The 16,058-nt window shown below is 35.0% G+C and carries 12 protein-coding genes; 4 read left to right on the plus strand and 8 right to left on the minus strand.

Features of this window, described 5'->3' with window-relative positions; genetic code table 11:
* Window positions 1–113: 113 nt before the first annotated feature.
* The 8 genes from leuB to IR022_RS04955 all read right to left on the minus strand — a co-directional run bounded on the left by leuB (window position 114) and on the right by IR022_RS04955 (window position 10,054).
* The gene (gene leuB, locus IR022_RS04920) at window positions 114–1,181 is read right to left on the minus strand and encodes a 3-isopropylmalate dehydrogenase (RefSeq protein WP_050708836.1); all 1,068 of its coding nucleotides are present in this window, start codon (window positions 1,179–1,181) and stop codon (window positions 114–116) included.
* Window positions 1,182–1,283: 102 nt separating this feature from the next.
* Window positions 1,284–2,522, minus strand: coding sequence for a protoporphyrinogen/coproporphyrinogen oxidase (locus IR022_RS04925; protein WP_194202848.1), 1,239 nt, complete (start codon window positions 2,520–2,522; stop codon window positions 1,284–1,286).
* A 134-nt stretch (window positions 2,523–2,656) separates the two neighbouring features.
* The gene (locus IR022_RS04930) at window positions 2,657–3,703 is read right to left on the minus strand and encodes a hypothetical protein (RefSeq protein ID WP_194202849.1); all 1,047 of its coding nucleotides are present in this window, start codon (window positions 3,701–3,703) and stop codon (window positions 2,657–2,659) included.
* 84 nt (window positions 3,704–3,787) lie between these two features.
* Entirely contained in the window at window positions 3,788–5,299 is a 1,512-nt protein-coding gene (locus IR022_RS04935) for an alpha-isopropylmalate synthase regulatory domain-containing protein (protein ID WP_050708833.1), read from the minus strand.
* A gap of 96 nt (window positions 5,300–5,395) precedes the next feature.
* Window positions 5,396–5,986, minus strand: coding sequence for a 3-isopropylmalate dehydratase small subunit (leuD, locus tag IR022_RS04940; RefSeq protein WP_050708832.1), 591 nt, complete (start codon window positions 5,984–5,986; stop codon window positions 5,396–5,398).
* A gap of 84 nt (window positions 5,987–6,070) precedes the next feature.
* The gene (gene leuC, locus IR022_RS04945; protein ID WP_194202850.1) at window positions 6,071–7,462 is read right to left on the minus strand and encodes a 3-isopropylmalate dehydratase large subunit; all 1,392 of its coding nucleotides are present in this window, start codon (window positions 7,460–7,462) and stop codon (window positions 6,071–6,073) included.
* Window positions 7,463–7,471: 9 nt separating this feature from the next.
* Window positions 7,472–8,545, minus strand: a complete 1,074-nt coding sequence (locus IR022_RS04950) for an acyltransferase family protein (protein WP_194202851.1) — start codon at window positions 8,543–8,545, stop codon at window positions 7,472–7,474.
* Between the two features lie 18 nt (window positions 8,546–8,563).
* Window positions 8,564–10,054, minus strand: a complete 1,491-nt coding sequence (locus IR022_RS04955) for a 2-isopropylmalate synthase (RefSeq protein ID WP_194202852.1) — start codon at window positions 10,052–10,054, stop codon at window positions 8,564–8,566.
* A 365-nt stretch (window positions 10,055–10,419) separates the two neighbouring features.
* On the opposite strand from IR022_RS04955, the gene IR022_RS04960 reads away from it, so the two are divergent.
* The 4 genes from IR022_RS04960 (at window position 10,420) to IR022_RS04975 (ending at window position 16,014) form a co-directional block, all read left to right on the plus strand.
* Window positions 10,420–10,998, plus strand: coding sequence for a uracil-DNA glycosylase family protein (locus IR022_RS04960; RefSeq protein WP_194202853.1), 579 nt, complete (start codon window positions 10,420–10,422; stop codon window positions 10,996–10,998).
* Window positions 10,999–11,067: 69 nt separating this feature from the next.
* Entirely contained in the window at window positions 11,068–11,544 is a 477-nt protein-coding gene (locus IR022_RS04965) for a GAF domain-containing protein (RefSeq protein WP_194202854.1), read from the plus strand.
* Between the two features lie 106 nt (window positions 11,545–11,650).
* On the plus strand, window positions 11,651–13,867 hold the full coding sequence (locus tag IR022_RS04970; protein WP_410492800.1) for a GH92 family glycosyl hydrolase: 2,217 nt from the start codon (window positions 11,651–11,653) through the stop codon (window positions 13,865–13,867).
* A 152-nt stretch (window positions 13,868–14,019) separates the two neighbouring features.
* Entirely contained in the window at window positions 14,020–16,014 is a 1,995-nt protein-coding gene (locus IR022_RS04975) for an SUMF1/EgtB/PvdO family nonheme iron enzyme (protein WP_194202856.1), read from the plus strand.
* Window positions 16,015–16,058 lie beyond the last annotated feature (44 nt).

Genomic DNA, 16,058 nt, shown 5'->3' on the forward strand with positions numbered 1-16,058 from the left:
TGAAAACCCAATGTGAGACAAAATATAGAAATAAAAAAGTGAGTAACAAAATGTTGCTCACTTTTTATAACTTTTCAATGAATGAAGTATATGTCTCTTAGATTAAGATAACCTTATTTCTTTACAAAATTTACAATCCAATCACCAACTTCAGATGTTGAATAAGCTTTGCCATCTGAAGAAATATCTTCAGTTACAATACCTTGTTCCAAAGAAGCATTTACTGCATCACGAATAATTTTGCCTTCTTCTTGAAGATCAAAAGCATATTCGAACATCATAGCTGCCGAAAGTATAGTAGCAATAGGGTTTGCTATATTCTTTCCTGCTGCCTGAGGATACGATCCGTGTATAGGCTCAAATACCGATGTATGAACACCAATTGATGCAGATGGTAACATTCCTAATGAACCTGTAATAACAGATGATTCATCAGTAAGAATATCTCCAAATAAATTCTCTGTAACTAATACATCAAAACGTTTTGGCCATTGAATAATCTGCATGGCTGCATTATCAACAAACATATATTCTGTTTCAACATCAGGATATTGTTTTTCGATTTCCTGAGCTACTTCTCTCCACAAACGAGATGTACAAAGAACATTAGCTTTATCTACTACAGTCACTTTCTTGCGACGTTGACGAGCATATTTATAAGATAGATGAAGAATACGTTCTACTTCCTCACGAGTATATACACAGGTGTCATAAGCAGTATTTCCATCTTCGCTTCTTCCTTGAGGACGTCCAAAATAAAGGCCTCCCGTCAATTCGCGTACACACATAAAATCGGCTCCTTCTACAAGATCTGCACGAAGAGGCGATTTGTGTATTAATGATGGAAAAGTAGTTATCGGACGTAGGTTTGCATATAGACCAAGATCTTTACGCATTTTCAATAAACCTTGTTCCGGTCTAACTTTAGCCGATGGGTTATTATCGTATTTAGGATCACCAATAGCGCCGAATAGTACAGCATCAGATTCCATACAAAGCTCGTGAGTTGCATCAGGATAGGGGCTTCCTACTTCATCAATAGCACATGCTCCCACAATTCCGTATTCGTACGACAATTCATGACCGAATCTTTCGCAAATAGCTTCAGTAACTCTTAATGCTTGTCCAATAATCTCAGGACCAATACCATCGCCGGGTAATACCGCAATATTTAATTTCATACTATATTAATTAAAGTAAATAAAAGTATTTAGTGATATATTTGAAAATTATGGCAAGATATAATCATTATATATGCCTGAATATTAAATAGGTCTGAGACCTTAAATTTTCTTTTCTAGTATCTTTTTAGATAGATCAATGGCTTTTTTTATACATACATCCATATTGTAATATTGCCATTCTCCAAATCGTCCTAAAGTATGTAATCCTACTTCTCCCAGATACTCTTTTATAGCCTTTGTAGTTACATCATAGTTCTCATCAAATACAACATATGCATAGTCGGATACCGAGTGAGCTACTGGCTCTATTAAGAAATCGTCTTGTTGTCCTGCTTTAGTCATCTCTTCAACAGAATGTTGTCCTATAACTTCTGAGATCGAATAATTCTGTTTAGGATTCCAAAACGAACCAATATGAATATATCTATGGAATAAATATTTCTGGTTTGGAATATATGTCCACGTTTTATCTGTTTCCTTTGTTTTCCAAAGGATATTAGATACACCGTTTTTCTTCAATTTCTTTGCAGCAGATTGGATATTCTCAGGAGCATCCGCAAGAGTACCTATGAATTGATCTAGAGGTGTAGTATTAATTATCAGATCGTAATAATCTGTATCATTAATAGTCCATTTCTTAGAACTGTTATCATATTTAATGGATTCAACCTTATAATTATACTTGATTGCTGTATCTTTGGCTAAAGCCTCGATGAATGTATTCTGATTGTTTGTCTTAGGATAATAAAATTCTGAATGAGACATTTTATCTCTCATATTAGATATTAGCCCTTCAAAAAAAGAATCTTTATTAGGAATTGGAAGTTTATCTTCAACCCATAAATAGCTCATTTTTTTAGGATCATTATTCCATATCTTAGAGTTATAGGGAATGAAGTATTCTTCAGCAAAACTATCGCCAAACTTCTTTCTGAACCATTCGTCTAAGTTCTCATATTTACCGTTATCATCAGCCTTAAAAAAATCAATAGTCAATCGTTGAGCCAACTCTTTGTCATGCTCATAAATCTGCTTGATTGAAAATTCAATAGGATAATCGATCTCGTAATTTTGGAACTTTATTTTCGATTTTCGTATTATTTTATTCCATTCACTTTTAGGTAGAACTTCATCAAATACAAAACTCAACACATCTTCATATTTCGAATTAAAACAATGACCGCCAATAGTATGATATGCAACACCATCAACATCCGTAGTACGAGCAATTCCTCCACAAACGGGATTCTTCTCTAAAACTTCAACATCAAATGTTTTCTTTAGTATTTTAGCAATACTTAAACCACTGATACCTGCACCTAAAACACCTATTTTCATCGAATCTTGTTTATTATAAATAATATGAAATTTTATTGCTACACTTTTCAGTAATAACTATCAGTTACAATTTAGTCTTACAATAAAAAAGGTCTCAGACCTTAAAGTCTAACAAAAGTAATAAATATATTTTGCTAGTTTAAATTTTGAATAATCTCTTGCAACTCCTTACCTCGCACTGATGTATAATGCTTATTTAGTATTGAAGCATAAAAAGGCAAATCTATTTTATTATTACGATCTAAATATCTATCCATATGAGATTTAAAAGTATCATATGAATCAGTACTAGAGCAAATTTTATCGACTTCATACAGTTTAGTTTCAACTGTATAGGGATAGCGAGCTACAATCTTACACTGAGAAGATAGTGCTTCCAGATATTTAGGTGTTACAGGATTATAACCTTTTGTTCGTTTTTCACCTCCATCAATTCCTGGTGTAGCATACATTATTACTCTCGATTTTCTCAACAAATCTATGTATTCTACCCTGCCATTAAAGCTACCAAGTACTCCTCTGTTGTTAGATGTGAATATTAACTGTCCGTCTTCTATATCACTTCGTACAACCTCAATTTGCTTATTATCTTGTAAGTATTGCTCTAAATATGACAAAAGAACTCCGTTTTGTCTTCCTGCAAGTAATATATCAATTTCTTTGTTGTATTCGTTCTCCGAATCCAATTTATAATCATCAGATAAACTAAGTCCCCAGTATCTTATATTTAAAGGACAATTTACCGATTTAAGATATTCATATGTTTCGATGCTCGATATTAGTACTAATGGACAATCTCCATATTTTTTATAAAAGACAGGCAAGTAATCCTCTGCAATAAAAGCATCTACAATCACAGGTATAATTCTGTTTAATCTGCTTTTTTTAAGCTGTATCAAACTAGTTACCGTCAAGTGAAAATACAGAGAGCAATCTATCTCAGATTCTTTAATGAAGCATCTTTTTATAGCTCTGAAAAATTTAATTAGAGGATAAGCTACTCGTTCGGATATATTATATTTAATCGAATTTTTCAGACTTGTTTCAACACGATCTGGATTATCAATAATAGGAATATCCAAAGTCTTAGACAATTGATCTTCCCATTCATAGATAAGTTGAAAACTAACCCATGATTCATATTTGCGATCCGAAATAATATTGACGAGATTTATCCTCATATTAAGTAAATGATAGTATTAAATGATATACTTTCGAGATTATAAAAGGCTATAGCTTACCAAAGCCTCAAATAGATTCGCACCTTACATATCTTCAATTATATTCAACATTTTTTCGGTAGCTTTTACCGCTGCCTCTGTTTGGTCAGCATCCAGACCTCTAGTCTTAAATACTTTATCGTTAAACCTCCACGATATAACAGTTTGTACCAAAGCATCCGTGCGTCCTCCCGGTGGAATTATTACCGAATAATTTACCAAGTCGGGTTTAGGCTTATTTAATTTTGTATATATTTTCCATAAAGCTTTCGAAAAAGCATGATACTGTCCGTCTCCCGGTGCAGTCTCTTCATACTCCTTACCATTTACTTCAATACGAACGGAAGCAGAAGGACGTACCCCTTTGGATAAAATAAACGCAAAAGCAATAATCTTGACCTGTTTATCTTTCTCGCTACTTCTTAAAACATCCGAGATTATATAGGGTAAATCTTCTTGAGTAATAACCTCTTTTTTATCACCAAGTTCTATAACCCGATTGGTAACTTTAGTCATATCAGCTTCATCAAGTTCAATGCCCAACGCCTCAATATTTTTCCGAATATTTGCCTTACCTGATAGTTTACCCAGTGCATATTCTCTCACTCGACCAAATCGTTCAGGGTATAAGTCATTGTAGTAGAGATTGTTCTTGTTATCTCCATCAGCATGAATACCTGCACATTGAGTAAAAACATTTTCTCCCACAATCGGCTGATTTGCAGAGATCGTTAAACCTGAGTAAGTTTCAACAACACGACTTACTCTATTCAGTTTTTCTTCTTTTATTGTAGTTTCCACATTCAGATGATCATGTAGAACTGCTATTACACTCGACAGACTTGCATTTCCTGCACGTTCGCCCAAACCATTCATAGTTACATGTACACCATGTACTCCGACTTCAACGGCAACCATAACATTGGCAACTGCTAAATCGTAATCATTGTGAGCATGGAAATCGAAATGTAATCCGGGATATCGTTTAGTCATTCGTCGGCAAGCACGCCATGTAGTATGAGGATTGAGAATACCCAGTGTATCTGGGAGCATGAACCTTTTGATAGGTAAATCTTTTAAATTATCCACCATAAAGTAAACATACTCTTCGGAATTCAAAATACCATTTGACCAATCTTCGAGATAAATATTTACATTTAATCCCATTTCTTGAGCCAAATATATTTCGGCTTTAATATCCTCTAAATGTTGCTCAGGAGTTTTTCGTAATTGCTCTGTTACATGCTTATAAGATCCCTTCGTCAGTAGATTTACAGTATTGCACCCAACCTCCTTAATCCATTTTAAAGAAGCCCCTTTGTCGATAAATCCCAGTATCTCGATTTTATCAATATACCCTGCACCTTTAGCCCAATCGGTAATTCGTTTTACAGTCTTAAATTCACCATCCGATACACGGGCAGATGCAATTTCTATCCGATTTACACCCAGATCAACTAACAGCAGGTGGGCAATACTTAATTTCTCTTGCATAGAAAACGAAACTCCGGAAGTTTGTTCTCCATCACGCAAGGTAGTATCCATTATTTCTAACATAGGCTTGTAAAATAAATTATGTTACATTCTCGTAACAAAGAATCAATATGTGTTGGTTAAGTCTTAGGTAACCAACACATATTAAAATGACCCGATTTATAATGTCTGATCTTTTTCATATGCTTCTATAAGAGTTTTCTTAGATAGAAGATAATCTATATCGTCAAGTCCCTTAAGTAGACATTCTTTTTTATAAGGATTGATCTCAAAAGATTCTGAATTTCCGGTTGCATTATTAGTTATAGTTTGCTTTTCCAGATTGATTGTAAGCGTAGCCTTTGGATCTTTACTTACACTGTCAAATATCTCAGCTAAAAATTCAACACTAACAATTACAGGTAGTAATCCGTTATTTAATGAATTGTTTTTAAAGATATCAGCAAAGAAACTCGATACTACTGCTTTAAATCCGTATCCAACTATAGCCCAAGCAGCATGCTCACGACTAGATCCGCTACCAAAGTTTTTTCCTGCTACAAGAATTTCTCCACTGTATGTAGGATTATTCAATACGAAATCAGCTTTGGGTTTGCCTTCTTTATCATAACGCCAATCTGCAAAAAGATTGTCACCAAAACCTTCTTTGGTGGTTGCTTTTAAGAAACGAGCTGGTATAATTTGGTCTGTGTCCACGTTCTCGATAGGAAGTGGAACATATGTTGATGTTAATGTTTGAAACTTTTCCATTTTACTTTTATTAGAAAATTAAGTAATGCAAAATATAATTGGTTGTATCAAGAGAATATTATTCTCTCCTGAAAAGGTCTAATCTTAGAATGTTCTAGGATCAGTTATTTTTCCTGTAATTGCTGCTGCTGCTGCAACTAATGGTCCAGCCAATATAGTACGTGCTCCAGGACCTTGACGACCTTCGAAGTTACGATTCGATGTAGAAATCGCATATTTACCGGCAGGAACTTTATCGTCATTCATAGCTAAACATGCCGAACATCCAGGTTGACGTAAAGAGAAGCCTGCTTCGATAAGAATATCATATAAACCTTCTTCGCGTATTTGCTTTTCTACCATCCAACTACCGGGAACCAACCAAGCAACAACATTTTCTGCTTTTTTCTTTCCTTTGATAAAGTTAGTAAAAGCACGGAAATCTTCGATACGTCCATTAGTACAGCTACCAAGGAAAACATAGTCTATTGATTTGCCTTCTAATTTCTCTCCTGGTTTGAAACCCATGTAATCCATCGATTTTTGGAAAGATATACGACCAGCTTCGTCTATTTGATCTAGTGTAGGAATTGAATCATTTACAGCCATACCCATACCCGGATTTGTTCCGTAAGTAATCATTGGTTGAATATCAGCAGCTTCGAATACTAATTCTTTATCGAATTTAGCACCTTCATCTGTTTTCAAAGTTTTCCAATAAGCTAAAGCTTTATCCCACGCTTTGCCTTTAGGAGCAAATTCACGTCCTTTTACATAAGCAAATGTAGCCTCATCCGGAGCAATTAATCCCCCACGAGCACCCATTTCGATACTTAAGTTACAAAGCGTCATACGTTCTTCCATCGACATATTGCGGATTGCTTCTCCTGCATATTCAACAAAATAACCAGTAGCACCACCAGTAGTAAGTTTGGCAATCATATAAAGAGCCAAATCTTTAGCAGTAACCCCTTTATTCAGTTTACCATTAAAGGTAATTCTCATTGTCTTTGGACGACTTTGTAATATACATTGAGTCGCTAGTACCATTTCTACTTCTGATGTACCAATACCAAAAGCAATAGAACCGAAAGCTCCGTGAGTAGAAGTGTGACTATCTCCACAAACAATAGTCATTCCGGGTTGAGTATATCCATTTTCAGGACCTATAATGTGTACAACGCCGTTTTTCTTGTTTCCTAATGCATATAATGTCAGACCAAAATCAGCAGCATTCTTCGATAGAGTATCTAATTGATTTCTGGAAATAGGATCTTTAACTGGTTGGTCTTGATTAATTGTCGGCGTGTTATGATCTGCCGTTAACGTTGTTTTATCAGGACGCAAAACCGTAAGCCCTCTTGTACGTAAACCATTAAAGGCTTGTGGACTTGTTACCTCATGACAGAAGTGTCTGTCTATATACAACTGTGTGGGACCATCTTGTACTGTTGATACTGTGTGGGCATCCCAAATTTTATCGAATAATGTTTTCATACTGAAATATTATTTTGTTGATCTAATTTTTATTAGTTTTTTTCCAAGATTTTGTCCGGGAAGTTCTATAAATTTATATGAGAAATATGAAATTGTATACGTTAAAGTGAAAACCAGAGTGTATAATAAGACGAAGTTTACTATAGATGTAAATAAATTTGTGACAGGTATAAGATGTCCTATTCCTAAATTATTCATCATTATTATTAAGAAAAAGTGTACGATATACATACTAAAACTTACTCTACCTACTTTAGAAAGCCATTTGTTTGATAAAAATTTATAAGGCTTTTTTGATAGAATCAAAATCAAGATGCAATATATTATACAATAAAACAAATAGTAGGGTACTACCATGTGTGTGAACAAAAGCATCACAATAATAAATAGTGCCCATGTTTTATTTTTAATCTGTGTATAACTTTCCTTTGTTAACCAATAAGTGAATATACCAATAAAAAATACGGGCAGTTGATTCACAAAATTAATTTGATTAAAGTCAAACTGAAAGAAAAAGAATTGACCTCTAGTAACATATATAAAAAGAGTTGCAACAATAAGACTTATGCACAATGCAATAGCCGCAGTGTTAATGCTTTTTATACGAGAAGCTATAAATGGGAATATCATATAGAAAAGAAATTCTACAGAAATAGACCAACCTCCGGGAACTATTGTCTTAATCCAAGCAGGATTCACTGTATTTAAAAAGAAATAATTGCTGAGATACCAAGGTGTAGTCAGAATATCCCAATTTCGAACATCTAAACGAATAAAGTAAGCCGTGATAGCAACAATAGCGAGATAATACATCGGAGCTATTCTAAAAAAACGCCGTATATAAAAATTTGAAGTACCATTTTTCTCTCCAATTCTTCTGTCGAAAGAAAACATTAGAGTAAAAGAACTGAGTATGAAAAATAATTGAACGCCCATTCTTCCACTATAAACCATTTCAAACAACAAGTGAGAGAAGTATTCGGTAGTTGGTAATTTAAAGAAATTACCAACATGAACCATCAATACCATCAATACGGCAATCCCTCGTAAACTATCTATGTATTCGTATTTTTTAGTTTCCACTAAAATATTGATATTCGTTTATTTTACAAATTTATTAATTGCATTGATAAATGCTTCAACAGATGCCGCTACAATATCAGTATTTGCTGAAAATCCATAATAATTTTGTCCTTCGTGCTCTACTTGCATATGCACTTTACCTACATCATCACTACCTTTATTTATGGCTTGAATTAGGAATTCCTGAATTATTGTTTCGCGGCGAATGATTTGTTTTACTGCTTTGATTGCTGCATCAACAGGTCCATTTCCGGAAGCAGAAGCCTCAAATTTTTCTCCGGCAATATCTATGCCCACATTAGCAATACAACGAACACCTATACCAGATGTTACTTGTAGATAATCTAACTTGATGCTGTGCATTTTATCAGTCTCTTTTCCTGCAAGAATCAAAATATCCTCATCTGTAATATCCTTCTTACGATCTGCAAGTTCTAAAAAACGTTGATATATTTCTGTTAATTCACTATCATTAACTTCAATGCCCAAAATACTCAATCTATTTTTCAGTGCTGCACGTCCACTTCTAGCTGTAAGAACTATGGCATTATCGTCTATACCAACATCCTTAGGATCTATAATTTCGTAGGTAGACATATTCTTAAGAACTCCATCTTGATGTATTCCCGATGAATGTGCAAATGCATTCCTTCCTACAATAGCTTTGTTTGGTTGTACAGGCATATTCATTAGGCTTGATATCATACGACTCATCGGATATATCTTTTGAGTATTGATGTTCATTTCAATATCAAGTTCCTTATGACTCTTTATAGCCATTACAACTTCTTCTAAAGAAGTATTACCGGCACGTTCTCCAATACCATTTATTGTAACCTCAACTTGACGGGCACCATTTAATACTCCCATGATAGAGTTGGCTGTTGCCATTCCCAAATCCTGATGACAGTGTGTTGAAAGTATGGCATTTTTCATATCTACATGATCAATCAGATACTTAATTTTTGCACCATACTCGGTTGGTAAACAATAACCGGTAGTATCAGGTATATTAACAACAGTTGCACCTGCATTTATAACGGCTTGTACTACTCTTGCTAAATATGCATTATCTGTTCTACCAGCATCTTCTGCATAAAATTCAACATCTTCAACAAAACGCTTCGCATATTTTACCGCTGCGATTGCACGTTCTACAATTTCATCCTGAGTTGAATTAAATTTATGTTTTATATGGAAATCAGAAGTTCCGATTCCTGTATGTATACGTTTTTTCTTAGCATACTTGAGAGCTTCAGCAGCAACTTCTATATCTTTTTCAACTGCACGAGTGAGTGCACAGATAGTAGGCCATGTAACGGCTTTAGAAATCTCGACCACTGAATTAAAGTCTCCGGGACTTGATACAGGAAAACCAGCTTCTATAACATCAACACCGAGAGCTTCGAGAGCTTTAGCCACTTCTATTTTTTCAATAGTGTTCAACTGGCAGCCCGGAACTTGTTCTCCGTCTCTAAGGGTCGTGTCAAAAATAAATAATTTGTCCATATAAATTTGTCTAAAGTATGTTTCTATTCTTAGTCAATATTGATGCTATTTAACAAAATAGCCCTTCTCATTTAGTGAGAAAGGCCATTGCTATATCTGTTTTGATTATTCAACTACGCAGCACTACTCACTCTAAGGTTTTCCCAGAGCAGAATAATAGAGCTAAGAATGTTAGTGAATAATTTCATTTTGATCTAATTTTTTATTTCGTCACAGCAAAAATATAACATATTTCTTTAATTGCAAATAAAAAGATATATAATTTTCAATAAATCCTGTTTTATATAATCAAAAGGTGAAAATAGCCTGAAATTATTTTTATTATCTTCGTATTTATAACACGCCTATAAATATTGAATGTATTTATGAAAGATATAGAATATCATCCGTTACCTTTTTTTTTACCTGCTGATACTCAAATGATAATGCTAGGGAGTTTTCCTCCCAAGCAAGAAAGATGGTCTATGAATTTTTTCTATCCCAATTTTCAGAATGACATGTGGCGAATATTCGGTTTGATATTTTTTCAAAATAAAGATCATTTTCTACTTGCCAATAAAAAAGCTTTTAACGAAGATCTGATAAAGGAATTCCTCACTCATAAAGGAATAGGATTGGGAGATACAGCCAAAGCTATTATAAGACATAAGGATAATGCTTCGGATAATTTCTTAGAAGTAGTAGAAGCAACTGATCTAAGTCTTATATTAAAGCAAATACCAACCTGCAGGGCTATTATTACCACAGGACAGAAAGCTACTGATACATTGATCTCTTTTGTAAATACGAAAGAACCTAAAATTGGCGACTTTTCAGAATTTGAATTTGATGGTCATTTAATGAGATTATATCGTATGCCATCATCATCTAGAGCTTACCCTAAATCTTTAAGCGGAAAAGCCGAAATATATCAAACCATGTTTGAGCAACTAGGGTTGTTATAAGTTTGTGTGTTTTTAAATACTATCAAGCTAATCATTTCAAATTTTTCTAAAAAGCAATATCTTTACAGTATGGCAGAAAAAGTAGACATATTAAAACATGCGTCAAGAGAAGATCAATATAAGAATCTCTTACCTCAAATAAAAGCCCTATTAGAGGCTGAAACAGATACTATTGCCAACTTTGCAAATGTATCTGCTGTATTAAAAGAAGCTTTTGGCTTTCTTTGGGTTGGTTTCTATATAGTAAAGCGAGAGCAATTAGTACTAGGACCTTTTCAGGGGCGAATAGCTTGCACACGTATAAATTATGGCAAAGGAGTATGCGGAACTGCATGGAAAGAGAATCGAACTATTATCGTTGCCGATGTTAATACATTTGCCGGGCATATTGCTTGCGATAGCGAATCTCGTTCCGAGATCGTAGTACCTATCCGAAAACAAGGTGAAGTTATAGCTGTCTTAGATGTAGATAGTGAGATTGAAAACTATTTTACCGAGATAGACGCTAAGCATCTGGAAGAGATTGCTTCTTTCTTAGAAGCATAGTCTTTTTAGATCATAGCTCTGGCATTTTACCACATAAAAAGCATTTTAATCATTACTAAATATCATGAGAAAAACATTCCTTTATTTATTTCTAGGTTGTTTCACTATGGTTGCCGCCCAAAATGAGCCGGTTGACTATGTCAACCCATTTATAGGGACAACTAATTATGGAACAACTAACCCAGGTGCTATGTGCCCCCAAAGTTTTATGTCGGTAACACCTTTCAATGTTATGGGGTCCGACCTTAATAAAAGGGACAAGGATACCGGATGGTGGTCTACCCCTTATAGCTTCGATAATAAATACTTCACCGGATATGCCCACGTAAACTTAAGTGGAGTAGGTTGCCCCGATATGAGTAGTCTTTTACTGATGCCTACATCAGGAGATTTGGATGTAGATTATCGTAAATACGGAAGCGAATATAAAGATGAAACTGCATCTCCTGGATACTACTCTAATATTCTGACAAAATATAACATTAAGACCGAAGTAAGTGCAACCCCTCGGGTTGGGATTGCTCGTTTTACCTTTCCCAAAGGACAAGCCAATATATTATTGAATCTGGGCGAAGGACTTACCAATGAATCCGGAGCTATGGTTCGTAGAGTAAGTGATACAGAAATCGAAGGCACTAAGCTTCTTGGTACGTTCTGTTATACTGCATCTCAGGCTGTATTTCCTATTTATTTTGTGATGAGAATAAATAAAGCTCCTAAATCAGTAGGATATTGGAAATTGCAACGTCCTGGTGAGGCTTGGGAAAAAGAATGGAATAAGGATGCCGGTACTTATAAACTTTATACGAAATATAACAAAGAGATTGCTGGTGATGATGTAGGCGCATATTTCACTTTTGATGCACAAGAGGGTGAAAGTATAGAAGTGCAAATGGGTGTCTCTTTTGTTAGTATCGAAAATGCACGTTTGAATTTAAATACTGAACAGCCTAAAGCTGATTTTGAAGCTGTGCATAAAGCTGCTCGTAAAAGCTGGAACGATGATCTTTCGAGAATTTTGGTAGAAGGCGGAACAAAAGATCAGAAAACAGTTTTTTATACAGGACTTTATCATGCTCTTGTTCACCCTAATATTCTACAAGATGTGAACGGCGACTATCCAGCAATGGAAAGCTCTGAGATAAAAACAACAAAGGAAAATCGTTATACAGTATTCTCTCTTTGGGATACTTACCGTAATGTGCATCAATTAATGACACTGGTATATCCAGAACGTCAGATTCAAATGATGCATACAATGATAGATATGTACAAAGAGCACGGGTGGTTACCTAAATGGGAATTATACGGTCGTGAGTCTTATACAATGGAAGGTGACCCTTCTATACCTGTTATTGTAGATGCTTGGTTTAAAGGGTTAAAGGATTTTGATGTAAACACTGCATACGAAGCAATGTATAAGTCGGCAACACTACCAAGTAAAGAGAACTTAATGCGTCCCGATAATGATGACTACATGAAGCTAGGCTTTGTTCCCTTACGTGGAGAATTTGATAACTCTGTTTCTCACGCTTTAGAATATTATATTGCTGATTGGAATTTAGCTCGCTTTGCTGAAGCTTTAGGTAAAAAAGAAGACGCTAAACTATTTTATAAAAGATCGTTAGGCTATAAACATTATTATGATAAAGAAAGTGGAGCATTCAGACCTCTATTACCTGATGGAACATTCTTAACGCCATTTAATCCGGCACAAGGAATGAATTTCGAACCGAATCCCGGATTTCACGAAGGTTCTGCATGGAATTATACCTTTGCTGTGCCTCATGACATAGCAGGTTTAGCTAAGCTTATGGGTGGTGATAAAAAATTCGTTGATAAATTGCAAATGGTATTTGATAAAGAATATTTCGATGTAACTAACGAACCTGATATAAACTATCCTCATTTTTTTAGCAATTTCAAAGGAGAAGAGTGGAGAACTCAAAAAATTGTAAAACAATTGCTGAATGATCATTTTACAAATGCGCCAGGTGGATTGCCAGGAAATGATGATACTGGTACTCTTTCTACATGGGCAGTATTTAATATGATGGGATTTTATCCCGAATGTCCAGGACGACCTGATTACACTCTGGTAACACCAACTTTCGATAAAATAACAATTAAGCTAAATCCAAACTATTATAAATCAGACAAAGTCGTAATAGAGACTATAAAACCGATGGATGCTGTTAATGTTAATTATATTGGAGGTCTTAGTATAGATGGTAAAGCACATGATAGCTTTAGAATCACTCATGAAGAATTAACCGGAGCTAAAGAGATTAAATATTTGCTGAAACCAATAGCTGGCAAATAAGATATATATTTATCATTAATTGCAATAAAGAGACTCATATCCCGATCACAAGGTATGAGTCTTTTTTATTTTAGTTAAATATTAATGTTGTGTTTTTAAGCCCAACAGCTTATATTTGTTTTTACGAAAAGTCTCAGATCTTATATCATATTATGAATAAAATTTTCTCATTAATCACACTTGCTATTTTTAATAGTGGACTCTGTGCTCAAACAGAAATAAACATCATAGGAATAAACCTGACAGAAATACCCGCAGGGTATTTTTGGATGGGTGAGGGTAAAGGTGAAAACTACGACGAAGCGCCTATGCATAAGGTGACTATAAGCAAACCTTTCAAAATGGGAGTAACTGAAATTACAAACATTCAGTATGAACAATTTGATCCATCTCACTCTCAATATAGAGGAAAATATGGATTATCTACAAAAGATGATGACGCTGTTATATATGTAAACTATTTAGATGCTATTGCTTTTTGCAAATGGTTATCTAAAAAGGAAGGGAAGACATATCGACTACCCACAGAAGCAGAGTGGGAGTATGCTTGCAGAGCTGGTACTTATTCTCTCTTTTACACGGGAGACTATCTGCCTAATTCTTTTCTTAAGAATCAAAATTTATACCGTGATCCTGTAGCAGTTTCTTTACAAGTAGGTCAAAGCACTCCAAATAGTTTTGGGTTATATGATATGCATGGTAATGTAGAAGAATGGTGTTATGACTGGTATGCTCCATACTCATCTAAAGAAGATGTGATTGATCCATTAGGAGGTAAAGAAGGTTTATTTAGAGTTACACGTGGAGGGAGTCATGGTACTCCAACAGACTACCTTAGATCTGCAAATCGGATGGCTATGATTCCCGAAGATAAACATTGGCTTACAGGGTTTAGGGTTGTACAAGCAGATTATCCTGATAGCAAAGTATATACGAGTCAATCTCCAATACCTGAAAATATGCTGAATATAGATCAAAAGAGACATATCTGGACAAAAGAAACTACACCAAAATTCAAAGAACCTGTGAGATATGTAATTAATCCAGATTGCAAATCGGGAACTCCTTTTTATTCACATGATCATTGCCCAACTATAACGTGGTGTAATAATGGCGATTTATTGGCTGTATGGTTTACTGCTGATCAAGAGAACGGAAGAGGTATAGAGATTATAGGTAGTAGATTGAGACAAGGAAAAGATCAATGGGAACCTGCATCCCGATTTTTCAAAGTCCCCGATCGCAATATGACTGGCTCCGCTCTATTTAATAAAGGTGGAGATACTTTAATGTATTTCAATGGGGTAGAAGCCGCAGGCGATTGGCAAAATCTAGCCATAGTACAACGTATAAGTACAGATAATGGAGCAACATGGGATAAACCAAGAATGATAGTGCCTGAACATGGTAAACGAAATCAAGTAATATCTGGCACTATTCAAACATCCAAAGGATGGCTAATACAAGCTGCCGATGCAACCCCTGAGGGAGAAGGAGGAACAGCAATTCATATAAGTAAAGATGGTGGTACAACATGGTATGATCCGAATAGTGGAATTCCGAATGATTTTACAGAAAGAGGAACGGGGAGTAATATTGCCGGAATACATGCTGGTATTGTAGAGTTGAAAGATGGTAATCTAATGGCTTTAGGACGAGGCGATGCTATCAAAAATATAGAAGGACTACTTCGTATGCCAATGAGTATTTCATCTGATATGGGGCAAACTTGGGAATATACAGCATCAGAATTACCTCCAATAGATGGAGGACAACGTTTAGTTCTGATGAGACTTCATGAAGGACCTTTGATGGTAATATCATTTACTCATCATCCGTACCGCTTAAAAAATGATGGAGAGGAAGGTATGATATTTATTGATTCAGAAGGAAAGGAGTTTATTGGATATGGTGCATATGCAGCCCTTTCGTGGGATGAAGGAAAAACCTGGCCAGTAAAGAAATTAATTACCGATGGTAAAGAACGTTTATTATACGGACAAGCATGGACTGGACATTTCCTAATGGACAATACTCATGCCGAGCCTCGTGGATATCTAGCTGCGACACAATCGCCTGATAATATGATACATTTACTCAGTAGCGGCATTCATTATCAGTTTAATTTAGAATGGCTGACACATTAAGAATTAAATAAAAAATAGATCATCAAGATGTCATAATAATGAAA

The sequence above is a fragment of the Dysgonomonas sp. GY617 genome (assembly GCF_015233815.1).
Lineage (GTDB): Bacteria > Bacteroidota > Bacteroidia > Bacteroidales > Dysgonomonadaceae > Dysgonomonas_A.